Raw genomic sequence first — 17,142 nt, 5'->3', positions numbered from 1 at the left:
GCGATGTCTTCAACCACTAAAAAAACCATTGATCTCAAAAGAAGCCTGGTTGACGCGATTCTTGCCGGCCTGGTTGCCCTGATTGTGTTCGGCCCGATTGTCGGCGTAGTCCTCGATGGCTATGGCTTCAATATGGAAACGAGCCGGGTGGCCTGGATTGTCGCCATCGTCATGGCCGGTCGCTTTGCCCTTAGCCTGTTCCTGCAAACCCCCAAGGGCCTGAGAATCCTCGAGGGTTTTGAAACCACCGGGTCCGGGGTCCATGTACTGCCGCCTGATTACAAATCCCGGCTGCGCTGGATCATCCCACTGATGATTGTTATCGCGGTGGTGTTCCCGTTTTTCTCCAACTCGTACCTGTTGGGCGTGGTCATCCTCGGGCTGATCTACGTGCTGCTGGGGCTGGGGCTGAACATCGTGGTCGGCCTGGCCGGTCTGCTCGACCTTGGTTACGTGGCGTTCTACGCCATCGGTGCCTACGGCCTGGCGCTCGGTTATCAATATCTTGGGCTGGGCTTCTGGACGGTGTTGCCGCTGGCGGCGATTACCGCCGGACTGGCCGGTTGCATCCTCGGTTTCCCGGTGCTGCGCCTGCACGGTGACTACCTGGCGATCGTGACCCTGGGCTTCGGTGAAATCATTCGGTTGATCCTCAATAACTGGCTGACCCTGACCGGCGGCCCGAATGGCATGGCAGCGCCGTTGCCCACTTTCTTCGGCATCGAGTTCGGAAAAAGGGCGAAAGAGGGCGGGGTGCCTTTCCATGAGTTCTTCGGCATCGCCTACAACCCCGACGTGAAGTACTACTTCATCTACGCCGTGTTGTTCCTGGTGGTCCTGGCCGTGCTGCACATCAAGCATCGCCTGACCCGCATGCCGGTCGGCCGTGCCTGGGAAGCGCTGCGTGAGGACGAAATCGCCTGTCGCTCCATGGGCCTGAACCACGTGCTGGTCAAGCTCTCGGCGTTCACCATCGGCGCCTCGACGGCCGGTCTGGCCGGGGTGTTCTTCGCCACCTATCAGGGCTTCGTCAACCCGACCTCGTTCACCTTCTTCGAATCGGCACTGATCCTCGCCATCGTGGTACTGGGTGGCATGGGTTCGACCATAGGCGTCGTAATTGCAGCCTTCGTGCTGACCGTCGCCCCGGAGCTGCTGCGTGGCTTCGCCGAGTACCGCGTGCTGCTGTTCGGCATCCTGATGGTGTTGATGATGATCTGGCGACCGCGCGGCCTGATTCGGATCAGCCGTACCGGTGTGACCCCGCGTAAAGGAGTAGCGCCATGAGCGAAGTCGTACTCAGTGTAGAAAAACTGATGATGCACTTCGGCGGCATCAAGGCGTTGAATGATGTCAGCCTGAAGGTCAAGCGCAACTCGATCTTCGCCCTGATCGGTCCCAACGGCGCCGGCAAGACCACCGTGTTCAACTGCCTGACCGGGTTCTACAAGGCCTCCGGCGGCAAGATCGAACTCAACGTGCGTGGGCAACAGACCAATGTCATCCAGTTGCTCGGCGAATCGTTCAAGCCGACCGACTTCGTTTCGCCAAAAAGCTTCATCACCCGGATGCGCTACAAGATGTTCGGCGGCACCCACCTGGTGAACCGCGCCGGCCTGGCGCGGACCTTCCAGAACATTCGCCTGTTCAAGGAAATGTCGGTGCTGGAAAACCTGCTGGTGGCTCAGCACATGTGGGTCAATCGCAGCATGCTCGCCGGCATCCTCAACACCAAGGGCTACCGCAAGGCCGAAAGCGATGCGCTGGACCACGCGTTCTACTGGCTGGAAGTGGTGGATCTGGTGGACTGCGCCAACCGCCTGGCCGGTGAGCTGTCCTACGGTCAGCAACGCCGCCTGGAAATCGCCCGGGCCATGTGCACCCGTCCGCAGATCATCTGCCTCGACGAACCGGCCGCCGGCCTCAACCCTCAGGAAACCGAAGCGCTGAGCGCGATGATCCGGCTGCTGCGCGACGAGCACGATCTGACCGTGGTGCTGATCGAACACGACATGGGCATGGTTATGAGTATCTCCGACCACATTGTGGTGCTGGACCACGGCATCGTCATCGCCGAGGGTGGCCCCGACGACATCCGCAACGACCCGAAAGTGATCGCCGCTTATCTGGGCGCGGAAGAAGAGGAGGTGGTATGAGTAAACCCATCCTCGAGCTCAAGGAACTGGACGTGTTTTACGGGCCGATCCAGGCTCTTAAAGGTGTCTCGCTGCACATCAACGAAGGGGAAACCGTCAGCCTGATCGGCTCCAATGGTGCCGGTAAGTCGACTTTGCTGATGTCGATCTTCGGCCAGCCAAGGGCGGCGGACGGGCAGATCCTCTATCAGGGAGTGGACATTACCCACAAGTCGTCCCACTACATCGCCTCCAACGGCATTGCGCAATCGCCGGAAGGACGGCGGGTGTTCCCCGACATGACAGTCGAAGAAAACCTGCTGATGGGCACTATCCCCATTGGCGACAAGTACGCCAAGGAGGACATGCAGCGCATGTTCGAGCTGTTCCCCAGGCTCGAAGAGCGGCGTACCCAGCGGGCGATGACCATGTCCGGCGGCGAGCAACAGATGCTCGCCATCGCCCGGGCCCTGATGAGCCGGCCCAAGTTGTTGTTGCTCGATGAGCCAAGCCTGGGCCTGGCGCCGATCGTGGTGAAGCAGATCTTCGCCACCCTGCGGGAACTGGCCAAGACCGGCATGACCATCTTCCTGGTGGAGCAGAACGCCAACCACGCCCTGCGGTTGTCTGACCGGGCTTACGTGATGGTCAACGGCGAAATCCGCATGACCGGCACCGGCAAGGAGTTGTTGGTCAACGAGGATGTGCGTAGCGCCTATCTCGGCGGGCACTGAGTTTCAGTGGTTGTACACAACCCCCGGCGCGCAATCGCCGGGGCTTTTTTACATCTTCAAAACACCACTGAACCCTGTGGGAGCGAGCTTGCGCGCGATAGCGGTGTGTCAGTCTCCACGATGCAAGTTGTGCCGCAGTCATCGCGAGCAAGCTCGCTCCCACAGGTTTTTGGCATGCCTCTGGGAAATTGTGGAAAACAATATTCCCAAGCTCGCAAAGCGCGACATAAAGCCGCTGCAAATAGTTGTTTTGTCACGGTTTTGACTTGTCCCCGTTTGCTGTGGAACCGGCTGTGAATAACGTGGGAGTAGCTGGCTGCAGGCCTTTTAAACCGTGGCTTGCAGAGGTGTGGTTGTTTTTTGATCAGGTGTTTTTGCGCAGCTTGCAGGCCGCTTTGTCAACCTTTTTGTTCGGGATGAAAATGCATGTAATCGGCGTGGACAAGCCTGTGGATAAGTCTGTGACTAAACTCTGGAAAGACTCGGCTGAAGGCCGTGGTTACTGGCTTGGCGCCATCGCCGGTTTGACCCGTCAGTCATGAAAATGGCCAAGGGCTACACAGCAGGCGGTTGAGGGTCAAGCAAAAAAGTTTCAAAACCCCGCGCAAAGCCTTGTGGATAGCGGCTTGCAGCTTTTCCACTTGCCCCCAAAGACTGTGGACCGGCCTGTGGATAACGTGCGCGCACATGGCTGTAGGCCACGCTGGTCAAGGGGTTGCCGGGATTGAGCGTTTTTTGAACAGATTGAACGGTGGTTGCCGCTGTGAACAAGGCCGGGCATGCTGCCTGCTGATTTTCTATTTCAATGGCTGGCGATCAGCCGAAGCAAGGAGAACACGATGTCCAACACCCTGTTTATTACCGGCGCGACCTCCGGTTTTGGTGAAGCCTGTGCCCGTCGTTTTGCCGAGGCCGGCTGGAAACTGGTGCTGACTGGCCGTCGTGAAGAGCGCCTCAATGCGTTGTGCGCCGAGCTGTCGAAGCAGACCGAAGTCCATGGCCTGGTGCTCGATGTGCGTGATCGCAAGGCCATGGAGGAGGCGATTGCCAATCTGCCGCCATCCTTTGCAAAACTGCGCGGGTTGATCAACAACGCCGGGCTGGCCCTGGGGGTTGATCCGGCGCCCAAGTGCGACCTGGACGATTGGGACACCATGGTCGATACCAACGTCAAAGGCCTGATGTACAGCACCCGTCTGCTGTTGCCGCGCCTGATTGCCCACGGTCGAGGTGCCGGTATCGTCAACCTGGGGTCCATCGCCGGCAACTACCCGTACCCGGGCAGCCATGTGTATGGCGCGACCAAGGCGTTCGTCAAACAGTTCTCCGTGAACCTGCGCTGCGACCTGCAAGGCACGGGCGTGCGGGTCAGCAACATCGAGCCGGGCCTGTGCGAGAGCGAGTTCTCGCTGGTGCGTTTTGCCGGTGACCAGGAGCGCTACAACGCCACTTACGCTGGCGCCGAGCCGATTCAGCCGCAAGACATCGCCGAGACAATCTTCTGGGTGCTCAATGCCCCGGCGCACATCAACATCAACAGCCTGGAGCTGATGCCGGTGAGCCAGACCTGGGCTGGTTTTGCAATCGAGCGTAAGTCTTAATTGTGGCGAGGGGGCTTGCCCCCGTTGGGCTGCGGAGCAGCCCCGAAACCATAGCGCTCAATTTTCAGATGTACTTCATCCACCGGTTTGCGACTGCTCCGCAGCCGAACGGGGGCAAGCCCCCTCGCCACAAGAGCGGTCAAAACCGGACATCAGCTAGACTCCTCCCTCAAGCAATCCGCCGCACCCGGCGGTCTAGAGGTATCTGAGGAGATCAAGTGAGTAATCGAGGCGAGCAGGCGCTGCTCAAACAATCGACCTTCCTGATGCTCGCCGTGACATTCGCCGGGATCATCACCGGTTTTGTTTCGGGCGCCCAATCCATTCTGTTCGATGGCTTCTTTTCGTTGATCGCGGCCTTCATCAAGGTCCTGATGCTGATCACCGCCCGGCTGATCGCCAAGGAAAGCAACCAGCGCTTTCAGTTCGGTTCCTGGCACCTGGAGCCCATGGTGCTGGTGATCGAAGGCAGTTTCATATTCCTGGTGGCCGTTTATGCCTTTCTCAACGGTGTGTTCGGCATCATCAGTGGTGGTCGCGAAGTCGAACTCGGTCTGGTGATTTTCTACGCGGCCTTCTTCACTGTCGTTGAGCTCATTTATTTCTTCTACGTCCGCCAACGCAATCGCACGCTCAACTCATCGCTGATCCAGTTCGACAACATCAGTTGGCTGGTGGACGCGATGCTGTCGGCGGGACTGCTGGTGAGCTTCCTCATCGCGCTGCTGCTCAAGACTCAGGGTTACGACAAGTGGGCGGTGTATGTCGACCCGATGATCCTGATTCTACTGGCCTTGGGCATGCTCCCCCCGGCGTTCAAAATCCTCGGGCCGGCATTGCGCGATGTGCTGGGGATCGTCCCGGATCAACTGGACGACAAGGTGCGTCAGGTGATGGAAGTGGCGAAGGCCGAGCATGGTTTCGACGATTACATTTCCTACGTGCAGAAACACGGCAGGGCCTGTTTTATCGAGATTCACATCGTATTGCCGAAGGATTACTGGCTGGACGGTGTGGGGCAACTGGACAGTTTGCGCGAGGAAATTTCCACGAAGCTTGGCGAGCCGGATGCCGCACGATGGCTGACCATCAGCTTTACCGGGGACCGCAAGTGGATTGAGTGATTGGATTCCCTCTTGCCACTCAGTCAGCCGAGATACTGCGCCAACCCGCGATAACAGGTCGCCAGGTGATAAGGCGTGGTCGATGGCATATCGCGGCGGCTGACTTCTCCGTGCTCGTCACGGCATTCGTACCAGCCGCCGGCATGCAGCGAGCGCTGCTGCAATGCCTGCAATTGACGCAGTACAGCCGCTTCGCTGTCCGGGCGCAGCGTTAATGCACGTAGGTACTCGGCCTGGGCCCAGATGCGTTGCGTGGCGTCCCGGACGCCGCCATCGGCTGCGAAATCGAGCATCGCCCGCACGGCGCCAGTCTGCTGATCAACGCCCACTTGCTCGGTAAAGGCGAAGGCCCGCTCCAGATCGGCATGCAGCGTCGAATTGCGCAACAGCGCCGAAGATTCCAACAGGAAATACCACTCGAACTGATGCCCCGGTTCAAACCAGTTATCCACAGACCCCAGCGGTTTTTCCATCAACACGCCGTGCTGTGGATCGATGAAGCGCGCGTGCATGGCTGTGCATAACCCGACGAGCGCCTGTTGCACGTCGAGGTCGTCACGCACCGACAGGGTGGCGAGGAAAGCTTCGGCCAGGTGCATCAGCGGATTTTGCAAAGGGCCGCTGCCCAGCGATGCCCAGTCGCGGTCGAGCGTGGCTTCGTACAGACCGTCGTCCGTGGCGAAACGCTGCGCGACCACTTCCAGCGAGGCATTGAGCACCGACTCCACCAGCGGCTCGCGGACCTTGTCCCAGTAATGGGCGCAGGCGAACAGGATGAAGGCGTGGGTGTAGAGATCCTTGCGCTGATCCAGCGGCGCACCTTGTGCATCGACACTGTAGAACCAGCCGCCGTGCTCGGCATCGTGGAAGTGCCGCTGCAAGGAGCGGAACAACGCGGCGGCACGCTCTTCGGCGCCCGGCACCTGACCGATCAGGCTGGCAAACAGATACAACTGCCGCGCACAGGCCATGGCCCGGTAGCGTTGCGGTGGAAGTGGTTGGTGTGCGGCATCCAGCGCCTCGTAGGGCAACGCCATATCGGCGTTCCAGCCCGGACCTTGCCAGAGCGGCACGATGACGTTCAGGAAATGCTGTTGCACCGAGGCGAACAGGGCGGTCAGTTCAGGCTGAGAGGCAGAGCGGGAAACAGGCGGCATTGGCTGGCGTCGTCACGGCAGGGGCGATTGCGCGACATGTTAACAGGCCTGAGAGGGGTGGTGTCTGTCAGGCCGCCATCGCGAGCAGGCTCGCTCCCACAATGGAACTATATCCACAGGAACAATGTGGGAGCGGGCTTGCCCGCGAAGAGGCCGGGTCAGACACTAGAGAGTCAACCTGCCAGCAACCACACGCCAGTCGCCGCCGAAGCCGCGCCCGCCAGTCGCACCAGGGGCGCTGCGGCCTGCGGCAACACCCGCACCAGCGCATAACCCGCCGCGTGCAACACCGCCGTCGCCGCAACAAAGCCTGCGGCGTAGGTCCAGGGGCTCGACATTTCCGGCAGTTCCAGCCCGTGCGCGACACCATGAAACAGCGCAAACAACGCCGTCGCACCCACCGCCATCACCAACGGTGGACGCACTGCCAAGGCAACCGCCAGCCCCAAAGCCAACACGGAAGCGGCAATCCCGCTCTCCAGTGCCGGCAGGTTCAATCCTTCAAAACCCAACAGCCCGCCAATCAACATAGTGCCGACAAAGGCACATGGCAGCGCCCAGCGTGCGGCGCCTTGCTGCTGTGCTGCCCACAGGCCGACCGCGAGCATTGCCAGCAAGTGATCGAGACCGCCAAGTGGGTGGCTGATACCGGCGATCAAGCCGTTGTCGCCGTGTCCCGGATGGGCGAAGGCGAGGGTCGGAGTCAGCAGCAGGGCCAGGGCGCCGAAAATGCGTTTGAGTGTCATGGATAAGCTTCCTTGTTGATAAGTCGTGATCAGGCCGCGGTCAGCAAACCCTGGCGTTCGATGAAGGCAATGATCTCTTCCAGGCCCAGGCCGGTTTTCTGATTGCTGAAGACAAAGGGTTTGCCGTTGCGCATGCGTTGGGTGTCGCTGTTCATCATCTCCAGCGAGGCGCCGACCAGTGGTGCCAGGTCGATCTTGTTGATCACCAGCAGGTCGGATTTGCAGATTCCCGGCCCGCCCTTGCGTGGCAGCTTGTCGCCGGCCGAGACGTCGATCACGTAGATGGTCAGGTCGGACAGTTCCGGGCTGAAGGTCGCGGAGAGGTTGTCGCCACCGGACTCCACGAGAATCAGGTCCAGCCCCGGAAAACGGCGGTTGAGCTGATCCACGGCTTCGAGGTTGATCGAGGCGTCTTCGCGGATGGCCGTGTGCGGGCAGCCGCCGGTTTCCACGCCGATGATGCGCTCCGGTGCCAGGGCTTCGTTGCGCACCAGAAAATCTGCGTCTTCGCGGGTGTAGATGTCGTTGGTCACGACGGCCAGGTTGTAACGCTCGCGCAGGGCCAGGCACAGGGCCAGGGTCAGGGCGGTTTTGCCGGAGCCGACCGGGCCGCCGATACCGACGCGCAGGGGTTGTGCGTTCATGTGATTCTCCAAAGTAAATGGCCCTAGGAACGGAACAGACGGCTGTACTGGCGCTCGTGGCCCATACACGCCAGGGACAGGCCGAAAGCGGCGCTGCCGTAATGATCGGGATCGATTTGAGTGGCGTTCTGTTGAGCTTGTTGAAGCAGCGGCAACAGTTCGCTGGTCAGGCGTTGGGCGGCTTGCTGACCCAGGGGCAGGGTCTTCATCAGCACCGCCAACTGGTTTTCCAGCCAGCTCCAGAGCCATGCGGCCAGGGCGTCCTGCGGGCTGATCTGCCAGGCGCGCGCGGCCAGCGCCCAACCCAGGGCCAGATGTGGCTTGCTGCGCTGTTCGAGGAAGGCGCGGGCGGGGGCGTCGAGCTCCGGCAAGCCATTGAGCAATTGCTGCAACGAGTAGCCCATCTGCCGGCTCTCCTGATGCAGCTCGCGGGTTTCGCGGCTGGTGCGGTGTTCCTCGCAGCGTTGCAGCAATTCGTCCCAGTTTTCCTCGCTGGCGGCCACGCAATGGGCGAGCAGCAAGGGTGCTTCGAAGCGTGCCAGATTCAGCAGCAACTGATCGCTGATCCAGCGTCGCGCACTGTCGGGGTCGTGAACACGGCCGTTGTCCACAGCCATTTCCAGCCCCTGGGAGTAGCTGTAGCCGCCAATCGGCAATTGCGGACTGGCCAGGCGCAACAGCGCCCAGGCCGGGTTCATGTGCGTACGCCGAACTGGTGCAGTTTCGGCGCGTAGTTGAAGTCTTCATCGCCGTGACGCGAGTGGTGATGGCCACCGCCGTAGGCGCCATGTTCCGGCTGGAATGGCGCCTCGATGTTCACGGCAACGGCACCGAGTTGTTCGAGCATGGCCTTGAGCACGTAATCGTCGAGCAGGCGCAACCAGCCGTCGCCGACCTGCAGGGCGACATGGCGATTGCCCAGGTGATAGGCCGCGCGAGTCAGTTCGAAGGCATTGGCGCAGGTGACGTGCAGCAATTGTTCGGGGCGGGCGCAGACACGCACGATTCGCCCGTCTTCGGCTTGCAGGCATTCGCCGTCACGCAACGGCGGCTGGCCGCGCTCCAAAAACAACCCGACGTCTTCACCCTCGGCACTGAAACAGCGCAATCGGCTTTTGCTGCGGGCTTCGAACGTCAGGTGCAGTTCGGCGGCCCAAACGGGTTGAGGGTCGATTCTGCGATGAATCACCAGCATCGGAAGGCTTCCAGCAATGGACAATGCTCAGGCTAGAGCAAGGGGCTTGCCAATCGGCATGATGTGTAGGAAATGCCTGACGGTGGCGTAGGACTGGTATCGATGGAGTGAGTATTTTGGTTGAAGTTGGTGCGTTGTTTTTGGTTTGCGCACCAAGTTAAAGCGGCGAGGTTTAATGTGGGAGCGAGTTTGCTCGCGATGGCGGTGGAACTGTCACATCGATGGTGGATGTCATGCCCTCATCGCGAGCAGGCTCGCTCCCACAGGGATTTCATCCACAGAAAGTTACTCAGTGCTGCCGAGCCCTTGCCAATGCTTGAGGCCGATAAAGATAAACCGCAGCTGCTGGGTGATTTTCGCCTGGGGCGTCAGGTGCTCTGGCAAGGCTTCGGCTGGCGGATCGATGATGTCCGGCAGGGTGGCGAACACGCTCTTGACGATCAGATCCGCCATGACGCTCAGGTCGGCGATGTCCAGATGCTGCAGTTTCGGCATCAGTGACAAATCCGCCGCCAGGTCCGAGCTGATGTTTTCACGCAAACGGCCGATGGCCTGGCGCACCGGCACTGAACCGCCGTACTGCTCACGGGCAAGAAACAGGAACTGCGAACGGTTGGCGCTAACCACATCAAGAAAGATCCGCACCGAGGCATCGATGATGCCGCCCATTACGAATTCGTTGTGTCGTACCAGGCGAATGGTTTCGCGGAATGTCTGGCCGACTTCGCTGACCAGTACCAGGCCCAATTCATCCATATCGGCAAAATGGCGGTAGAAACCGGTCGGTACGATGCCGGCGGTTTTCGCGACTTCGCGCAGGCTCAGGCTGCCGAATCCTCGGCCGCCATCCATCAGGCGCCGGGCAGCGTCCATCAGGGCGTTACGGGTTTGTTGTTTCTGTTCGGCGCGGGGCAGCATCGCAAGGGCGTTTTCTGGACAGGGACGCGGCGCACTCTAGCAAATCGGCTTTGCCGGCGTCGAACGACTGTGGGGGGATCACGCGGGGATGTGTGGCATCTATCGAGCGAGCCTATGAAAATTCAAAAGCCCAATCCGGGGATTGGGCTTTTTTTCAAGGCGGCCATGGAGCTTAGCTCACGGCGCTGTTGCGTTCGATCACGCGGTCACCACCGCCTTCAGCAAGGGTTTGACCTTGTGGAGTGCGATCCGAACCGTCGGCGGCAAGGGTCTGGCCTTGTGGAGTACGGTCGGAACCATCAGCAGCCAGGGTTTGACCTTGTGGGGTGCGATCCGAACCGTCAGCGGCAAGGGTCTGGCCTTGTGGGGTACGATCGGAACCATCGGCAGCCAGGGTTTGGCCCTGTGGAGTACGGTCCGAGCCATCCTGAGTAATCAGGCCTTTTTCTTTCAGGCGATCATTACCGCCTTCGGCAAGGGTCTGGCCTTGTGGGGTGCGGTCGGAACCATCGGCGGCGACGGTCTGGCTGAACACCGAGTGGTCTTGTTTCACTTGTGGGGTGGCCTGGTCAGCTGCTGGCAGGGCAAAGGCAGTGCTGGCCAGCATCGAAAGTGTAAGGCTAAGCAGTAGTTGGCGTTTCATGATTGTTTTGCTCCGTGGGGGTGCGAATAAGTGGGTACGAGAGCAATGCTACTCTCGATAAATCGATATGAAAGTTCATAAACGCAATGGTAATAATCAACGGAATTGATTGTTTGCTGCGGAGGCCCTAGGCCGGGCGTTTCCGGCGAGTTGTCTTGCACTTTTGTGGGTGTTTTCGACCCACCTGTGTTGTGCAAAAGTGCAGGTCCGGTAACGCAGGTCGACCGACTGGTCAGTATTGGACTTGGCGAAATCGGCGAAATCGGTCTACCGATTAAACCTGTCGGGTTTTTATCAGTCGTAGTTTGCATGGCGAGCCGTTTGCGGCTCACCGTTTCACATGTGCGTCGCAGTCGGGGCGCTCGGTCGTATCAGGAGCCCTGTGCAATGACGCGCACTCAAAAGACGTTGGTCTGGACCCTTTCCACTTTCCTTACCTTGTTGGTGATGCTGGTGCTGATCATCGTGTTCTTCGACTGGAACCGGATCAAAGCGCCGCTCAACGCCAAAGTTTCCGAAGAGCTGCACCGCGCTTTCGCCATCAACGGCAATCTGTCGGTGGTCTGGCAACCCGAGCCCGATGAAGGCGGCTGGCGCGCCTGGGTACCGTGGCCTCATGTGTTGGCCGAAGACTTGAGCCTGGGCAATCCCGATTGGTCGAAACAGCCACAGATGGTCACCCTCAAACGGGTGGAGCTGCGTATTTCACCCCTGGCATTGCTGGCGCAGCTGGTGGTGATCCCGCGTATCGATCTCACCGAGCCCAATGCCCACCTGCAACGCCTGGCTGACGGGCGCGCCAACTGGACCTTCAAACTCGACCCAAAGGACCCGGACGCCGAGCCTTCGAGCTGGGTGGTGGATATCGGAGCGGTCGGCTTTGACAAGGGGCATGTCACCCTCGACGACCAGAACCTGAAGACCCAACTCGACGTACTGATCGATCCATTGGGCAAGCCGATTCCGTTCAGCGATATCGTGGGCGACAAAGCGGTGAAAGCCGCGCAGGAGAAGGGTTCGTCACCCCAGGACTATGCATTCGCCCTGAAGGTCAACGGCCAGTACCACGGCCAGAAACTCGCGGGCCAGGGCAAGATTGGCGGGCTGTTGGCGTTGCAGGACGCGGCACGGCCGTTTCCGCTTCAGGCACAGGTAAAAATCGCCGATTCCAGCGTCGAACTGGCCGGCACCCTGACCGATCCGCTGAACCTCGGCGCCCTGGACCTGCGCCTGAAACTGGCAGGTACCAGCCTGGGTAATCTCTACCCTCTGACCGGCGTGATCCTGCCGGACACGCCACCTTATGCCACCGACGGCCATCTGATCGCCAAGTTACACGAGCCGGGTGGCGCGGTGTTCCACTATGAAGAATTCAACGGCAAGATCGGTGAAAGTGACATCCATGGCAACCTGACCTACGTGGCCAGCCAGCCACGGCCAAAGCTCAGCGGTTCGCTGTTGTCCAATCAATTGCTGTTCGCCGACCTGGCACCGCTGATTGGTGCCGACTCCAACGCCGAGCAGAAGGCCCGAGGCGGTGACAGCAAACAACCGGCGGACAAAGTGCTGCCGGTCGAAGAGTTCAAGACCGATCGCTGGCGCGATATGGACGCCGATGTCGAGTTCACCGGCAAGCGCATCGTGCACAGCGAAAAACTGCCGTTCAACGATCTCTATACCCATCTGGTACTCACCGATGGCGTGCTCAGCCTCGAGCCGCTGCGTTTCGGCGTGGCCGGCGGCAAGCTGGATGCGCAGATTCGCCTGAACGGCCACACCGATCCGCTGGAGGGCCATGCCAGACTCACGGCGCGAGGCTTCAAGCTCAAGCAGTTGTTCCCCGGCTTTGAACCGATGAAAACCAGTTTCGGCGAACTCAACGGCGACGGTGATATCAGCGGGCACGGCAATTCGGTGGCTAAACTGCTGGGCAGCGCCAATGGCAATCTGAAAATGCTGATCAACGATGGTGCTATCAGTCGCGAATTGATGGAGTTGGCCGGGCTGAACGTCGGCAACTACGTGGTCGGCAAGATCTTTGGCGACAAGGAAGTGAAGATCAACTGCGCCGCCGCCGACTTCGGCATCCAGTCCGGCCTGGCGAGTACCCGCTTGTTTGTGTTCGACACCGAGAACGCCATTGTTTACATCGATGGCACGGCGAACATGGCGACCGAACAACTGGACCTGACCATCACCCCGGAATCAAAGGGCTGGCGTTTGATTTCGTTGCGTTCGCCACTGTACGTGCGGGGCAAGTTCATCAAGCCCGATGCGGGGGTCAAGGCCGTGCCGTTGATGTTGCGTGGAGCCGGGATGGTCGCGTTAGGCGTGATCGCCGCACCGGCGGCAGGGTTGTTGGCGCTGATAGCGCCGAGTGGCGGCGAGCCGAACCAGTGCGCGCCGTTGCTGGAGCAGATGAAGGCGGGCAAGGCGCCGAAGACGGTAAAAAACTGAAGGTTGCCGGAGACAGTTCAAACGCTCCGATTCAGGGGCGCTTGAACGTCTTGCGAGGCTGGATCATTCAATTCAAGCCGGGGGGGGCAGGGATATGCAGCAGTTTTGTTTCGATGTTAAGCCCCACTTTCTTGAGAACGTCATCTCTTACCTGATTGTAAAAGCGCCCATCCAGGACGCTACTCATCAGCCAAATGTTGGTCTTGTGTTCGTGGGTGACGCTCAAAACCGGCTGGTCGAGAATATCGATTGCAATCTCCTGATCTGTTTTGAACGCCATTTGCAGGGTTACCACGGTCTTATTGTTGCGAATGATCGTCAGTAATGCGGCCGTGGAAACCGCTATGTCTGCGTAGGCATTGCTCACGGTGGCGTTACTTTGGAGTTTCTCGACGATTGCCCTGACCGCCAGTGAGTCAGGCTGGAGTCTTGTCAGTTGCTCAAATGCGTTGGCCAGCGCTAGCCGTTCATCTTGTGGCAGGGCACTCCCGGTGCTTTGCTCAACAATATTTAAAAGGCTGCTGTTTTCAAATTTGAGTTGCTGAGTCGCTCGGCTGCCAACAGCCCAGCCGACTTTTTGAACGGTATCTGTATAAGCTGGCCACGATATTTCACGGTTGCCACTTTTCTTTGAGGCCACCAGATCGCCCAGCAGGCTGGAGGCTAGTATGTCTTTCTTAAAGCTGTCCGTGTGCGAGCCGCAAAAGATCGTGATGTTTCCATTGACTAGGTAAATATCGAACGGTGCTTTTTTCATAAGTTTTTCCTGCGCAGAGGCTTGCGCGGTAGCATATTTAAATCGGCAATTTTATTGCCGATTTAAATATGTGGTAAAGCGATTAGAAGTCCGGCAGGTTTTCGATGAATTTTTGTCCGTCTGCCTGATATTTTTTATATACGGCGTTGCGTATCCCGGAGAACGTTTTAATATCAAGGTGAGTACGAACAGCACCTGTTTTGATAGTGGTGGACTGTCGGGTCGATTTCCAGAACAGGATACCGCGCGTGCTTTCCCTCGCATCGAGGGATATGCAGTTAAGGATCATGTTGGGTTGCCCATTTTTATCGACCCAGATGGGTGCGATATCGAATTTTGCCTGAGTGCCAAGCTTTTTGTTTTTCTCAAAAATGGTGATGGCACCCGGATTGTTTTGCACCATCTCAACTGCTTTTTTCGCAACGTTGCTCAGTATTTGAGCCGCATTACCGCCAATCAATCCTGCAGCCACTTCCAGGGCAACCTGATCCATCGTCAGGCCAACTCTCTTGATCGTGACCTCCTGGATGTTCCGGTTTTGAGTCACCCAGCCCAGTTTGCTCAGGCCGTCAACATAGTAGCGATACCACTCGAAGAGTTTTTCATCTTCGGGGTAGAGTTTGGTGGCGGCGTTTTGCATGACCAGTTTGCACAAATTGACGTCGTCGATGATTTCCTGCGAAACGCCGGGCAGGAAGGCATCGATAGTATCAGGCATGACGCTGGCAGTTGGTTTGTTGATATCATGTTCAGGTTTGTTCAAGAGCGTAGAAAATACAGGTGCCGAGCGCTGCGTGATGATAGGTAATGCTGGCAGGGAATCAATAAATTCGAGTCGTTGTTCAAGTAGCATGAAAGTAATCCTTTACTTATTGGTGTGAGCAGCCGGCTGGCTGTGGTTGTTAGAGTAGGTTTATAGATTTAAAAGTCTAGTTTTGGTTTGTAACTTCAGGTTTTAGTTGTGTTTGTTATTCGGCGTTTGTGATTGTTCTAATTCGTAGTGGTGAACTTAAGCAGTCGTTAAACTTGAAACACTTGAACTGTTGTCGAGGCGCTGATCAGCGCACCGCATGCCCGGACAACAATGCCTCCTCACGCAACCACGCAAAAAAAGCCCGAACCGGTGGATGTCGCTCACGCCCCGGCACGCACAGTGCGCTGTAGCCGGCTCCATCGACCTGGATTTCCCCCCGGTACGGCAACAACAGACCACTGGCCACGCTTTCCGACACCAGAATATTGCTTGCCAGCACCAGGCCTTGGCCGGCAATCGCCGCTTGCAGGGCGTAATGCTCTTCGTCGTATTCGCGCACGGCCGGCCGACCGCCCAGCCAGGTTTCGCCGGAGCGAGCGCACCAGGCCTCCCAGCCGTGGGCATAGAGTTTGGAGTTGTGCCAGCGCACGCTGATCAGCGTCGGAGCGCGACTCGACGCCAGGGCCACTTGTTCAGGCGAACCGTAGACACCAAAGGACTCATCGAACAGGCACTGGCCGTAAAGGTTGGGGTAATCATCGAGGCTGTAGCGCAGCACCAGGTCGACACTGGCGTCCTGATGCAGATCGATGACTTCGCAGTGGGTATCGAGGCGCACGTTGATGTTCGGGTGTCGGGCGTAGAAACGTCCCAACCGTGGCACCAGCCACAGGGCGGCGAAGGCGGCGGTAGTGGAGACCGTCAGGCTGGCGCCACTGCGTTGCGGACGCAGTGTATCGACACTTTGCGCCACTTCCAGAAAAGCCCCATGCAGGCTCTGGAACAGCCGTTCGCCGCATTCGGTCAGGCGCACCTGGCGCGGCAGACGCTCGAACAATGGCACACCGAGCCAACTTTCCAGTGAGCGGATCTGGTGGGACACCGCCGTCGGCGTCACCGAGAGTTCTTCGGCAGCAGCCTTGAAGCTCAGCAGGCGTGAGGCTGATTCAAAAGCTCGCAGGGCGGTCAGCGGCAACGAGGCGAACATTGAACACTCCATGGATGAAATGGATTCATCCAGACTGATTTCTGCTCATTTGAGCGAGGACGGTAGTGAGCCTCAAGCTGCAAACCACAAGCCGTTTGAGTTTAGCCCTGCGGAGAGACAGATGAGTAGAATTCTTGCTGTTCACGCCAGCCCCCGTGGTGATCGTTCGCACTCCCGGCGTTTGGCCGAAGTGTTTCTGGCGGCCTGGCAGGCCCGTCATCCACACGCGCAACTGACCCGACGCGAAGTCGGTCGTGCGCTGATTCCGCCGGTCAACGAGGCATTCGTGGCCGCCGCGTTTTACCCCGAGCCCGCCGCTCGGCCGCTGTCGATGCAGGCCGATCTGGCGTTCAGCGACGAACTGGTCGGCGAACTGCTTGGCCATGATGTGCTGGTGATTTCCACTCCGATGCACAACTTCAGCGTCCCCAGCGGCTTGAAAGCCTGGATCGATCAGATCGTGCGGGTGGGGGTGACCTTCGATCACACCCTGGACAATGGCGTGGCCCAGTACGAGCCGTTGGTGCTGGGTAAAAAGGCCCTGATCATCACCAGCCGTGGCGGCTTCGGTTTTGGCCCGGGCGGCGAGCTGGAAGCCATGAACCATGCCGACACGCTACTGCGTACGGTGCTTGGATTCATTGGCATCACGGACGTCACCGTGGTGGCTGCCGAGGGCGAGGAGTCCGCCGAGCGCAGCTTTCAAATCTCTGCCGCCGAGGCTGAGCAGCGCTTGTTGGCGCTGGCCGGAGAGTTCTAGATGGCCTGGCTGTTTCTGCTGGTCGCCGCCGGGTTCGAAGTCACCTTCGCCATGGGCATGAAGTACGCCGAGGGCTTCACCCGGCTCTGGCCTTCGCTGGTCACCGTAGTGGCCGCTGTGGGCGGGATCTATTTTCTGACTCTGGCCATGCGCGAGCTCCCGGTAAGCATTGCGTACCCGATCTGGACCGCCATCGGTTCGCTGGGCACGGTGTTTCTCGGTTTCGCGCTGCTGGGTGAAAGCCTGACCGTGATCAAGCTGGTTTCGGTCGGGCTGATCGTGGCGGGCGTGGTAGGGTTGAAGTAGGGCG

19 protein-coding genes are annotated in these 17,142 nt (G+C 59.0%); 9 read left to right on the top strand and 10 right to left on the bottom strand.

Going from position 1 to position 17,142, the window contains the following annotated elements; genetic code table 11:
• Window positions 1-3 precede the first annotated feature (3 nt).
• The 6 genes from livM to AC1Q6Y_RS10230 all read left to right on the top strand — a co-directional run bounded on the left by livM (window position 4) and on the right by AC1Q6Y_RS10230 (window position 5,594).
• A complete protein-coding gene (gene livM, locus AC1Q6Y_RS10255) occupies window positions 4-1,287 on the top strand; it encodes a high-affinity branched-chain amino acid ABC transporter permease LivM (RefSeq protein WP_057712222.1) in 1,284 nt (427 codons plus the stop codon).
• Window positions 1,284-2,156 (top strand): ABC transporter ATP-binding protein, encoded by an 873-nt coding sequence (locus AC1Q6Y_RS10250; protein ID WP_090452841.1) that lies wholly within the window; start codon window positions 1,284-1,286, stop codon window positions 2,154-2,156. Before livM ends, AC1Q6Y_RS10250 begins: the two co-directional genes overlap by 4 nt.
• On the top strand, window positions 2,153-2,869 hold the full coding sequence (locus tag AC1Q6Y_RS10245; RefSeq protein ID WP_057712220.1) for an ABC transporter ATP-binding protein: 717 nt from the start codon (window positions 2,153-2,155) through the stop codon (window positions 2,867-2,869). Before AC1Q6Y_RS10250 ends, AC1Q6Y_RS10245 begins: the two co-directional genes overlap by 4 nt.
• A gap of 293 nt (window positions 2,870-3,162) precedes the next feature.
• Window positions 3,163-3,411 carry a hypothetical protein gene (locus AC1Q6Y_RS10240; RefSeq protein WP_492624509.1) on the top strand — a complete coding sequence of 83 codons (249 nt, stop codon included), beginning with the start codon at window positions 3,163-3,165 and terminating at the stop codon, window positions 3,409-3,411.
• Between the two features lie 297 nt (window positions 3,412-3,708).
• A complete protein-coding gene (locus tag AC1Q6Y_RS10235; protein ID WP_056725413.1) occupies window positions 3,709-4,470 on the top strand; it encodes an SDR family oxidoreductase in 762 nt (253 codons plus the stop codon).
• A 218-nt stretch (window positions 4,471-4,688) separates the two neighbouring features.
• Entirely contained in the window at window positions 4,689-5,594 is a 906-nt protein-coding gene (locus tag AC1Q6Y_RS10230; RefSeq protein ID WP_154861115.1) for a cation diffusion facilitator family transporter, read from the top strand.
• 23 nt (window positions 5,595-5,617) lie between these two features.
• On the opposite strand, the gene AC1Q6Y_RS10225 is transcribed toward AC1Q6Y_RS10230, so the two are convergent.
• The 7 genes from AC1Q6Y_RS10225 to AC1Q6Y_RS10195 form a co-directional block, all read right to left on the bottom strand.
• The gene (locus tag AC1Q6Y_RS10225; protein WP_492624508.1) at window positions 5,618-6,751 is read right to left on the bottom strand and encodes an AGE family epimerase/isomerase; all 1,134 of its coding nucleotides are present in this window, start codon (window positions 6,749-6,751) and stop codon (window positions 5,618-5,620) included.
• A gap of 173 nt (window positions 6,752-6,924) precedes the next feature.
• Window positions 6,925-7,497, bottom strand: a complete 573-nt coding sequence (locus AC1Q6Y_RS10220) for a HupE/UreJ family protein (protein ID WP_349734536.1) — start codon at window positions 7,495-7,497, stop codon at window positions 6,925-6,927.
• 29 nt (window positions 7,498-7,526) lie between these two features.
• Complete coding sequence (gene ureG / locus AC1Q6Y_RS10215; RefSeq protein WP_090452850.1) at window positions 7,527-8,141, bottom strand: urease accessory protein UreG; 615 nt, start codon at window positions 8,139-8,141, stop codon at window positions 7,527-7,529.
• 23 nt (window positions 8,142-8,164) lie between these two features.
• Window positions 8,165-8,839 carry an urease accessory protein UreF gene (locus AC1Q6Y_RS10210; protein ID WP_492624507.1) on the bottom strand — a complete coding sequence of 225 codons (675 nt, stop codon included), beginning with the start codon at window positions 8,837-8,839 and terminating at the stop codon, window positions 8,165-8,167.
• Window positions 8,836-9,336: an urease accessory protein UreE gene (gene ureE, locus AC1Q6Y_RS10205; RefSeq protein ID WP_057712213.1), complete on the bottom strand. Its 501-nt coding sequence runs from the start codon at window positions 9,334-9,336 to the stop codon at window positions 8,836-8,838. Before ureE ends, AC1Q6Y_RS10210 begins: the two co-directional genes overlap by 4 nt.
• Window positions 9,337-9,621: 285 nt before the next feature.
• Window positions 9,622-10,254, bottom strand: a complete 633-nt coding sequence (locus AC1Q6Y_RS10200; RefSeq protein WP_057712212.1) for a TetR family transcriptional regulator — start codon at window positions 10,252-10,254, stop codon at window positions 9,622-9,624.
• Window positions 10,255-10,426: 172 nt separating this feature from the next.
• On the bottom strand, window positions 10,427-10,897 hold the full coding sequence (locus AC1Q6Y_RS10195; RefSeq protein WP_057712211.1) for a hypothetical protein: 471 nt from the start codon (window positions 10,895-10,897) through the stop codon (window positions 10,427-10,429).
• Window positions 10,898-11,284: 387 nt separating this feature from the next.
• On the opposite strand from AC1Q6Y_RS10195, the gene AC1Q6Y_RS10190 reads away from it, so the two are divergent.
• On the top strand, window positions 11,285-13,354 hold the full coding sequence (locus AC1Q6Y_RS10190; protein ID WP_492624506.1) for an AsmA family protein: 2,070 nt from the start codon (window positions 11,285-11,287) through the stop codon (window positions 13,352-13,354).
• Window positions 13,355-13,421: 67 nt separating this feature from the next.
• Here AC1Q6Y_RS10190 and AC1Q6Y_RS10185 read toward each other — a convergent pair whose 3' ends face one another.
• The 3 genes from AC1Q6Y_RS10185 to AC1Q6Y_RS10175 all read right to left on the bottom strand — a co-directional run bounded on the left by AC1Q6Y_RS10185 (window position 13,422) and on the right by AC1Q6Y_RS10175 (window position 16,084).
• Window positions 13,422-14,111 carry a hypothetical protein gene (locus AC1Q6Y_RS10185; protein WP_492624505.1) on the bottom strand — a complete coding sequence of 230 codons (690 nt, stop codon included), beginning with the start codon at window positions 14,109-14,111 and terminating at the stop codon, window positions 13,422-13,424.
• An 82-nt stretch (window positions 14,112-14,193) separates the two neighbouring features.
• Window positions 14,194-14,964 (bottom strand): hypothetical protein, encoded by a 771-nt coding sequence (locus AC1Q6Y_RS10180; protein WP_057712208.1) that lies wholly within the window; start codon window positions 14,962-14,964, stop codon window positions 14,194-14,196.
• A 205-nt stretch (window positions 14,965-15,169) separates the two neighbouring features.
• Complete coding sequence (locus tag AC1Q6Y_RS10175; protein WP_167362848.1) at window positions 15,170-16,084, bottom strand: LysR substrate-binding domain-containing protein; 915 nt, start codon at window positions 16,082-16,084, stop codon at window positions 15,170-15,172.
• Between the two features lie 109 nt (window positions 16,085-16,193).
• Here AC1Q6Y_RS10175 and AC1Q6Y_RS10170 point away from each other — a divergent pair, with 109 nt between their 5' ends.
• Together AC1Q6Y_RS10170 and AC1Q6Y_RS10165 are read left to right on the top strand one after the other, a co-directional pair.
• Window positions 16,194-16,832 (top strand): FMN-dependent NADH-azoreductase, encoded by a 639-nt coding sequence (locus tag AC1Q6Y_RS10170; RefSeq protein WP_057712206.1) that lies wholly within the window; start codon window positions 16,194-16,196, stop codon window positions 16,830-16,832.
• Entirely contained in the window at window positions 16,833-17,138 is a 306-nt protein-coding gene (locus AC1Q6Y_RS10165) for a DMT family transporter (RefSeq protein ID WP_046039891.1), read from the top strand.
• Window positions 17,139-17,142: the final 4 nt, after the last annotated feature.

Source organism: Pseudomonas sp. GW823-FHT06E10 (assembly GCF_058794995.1).
The sequence above is the reverse complement of the archived record's forward strand: the minus strand, read 5'-3'. Positions and strand labels throughout refer to the sequence as shown.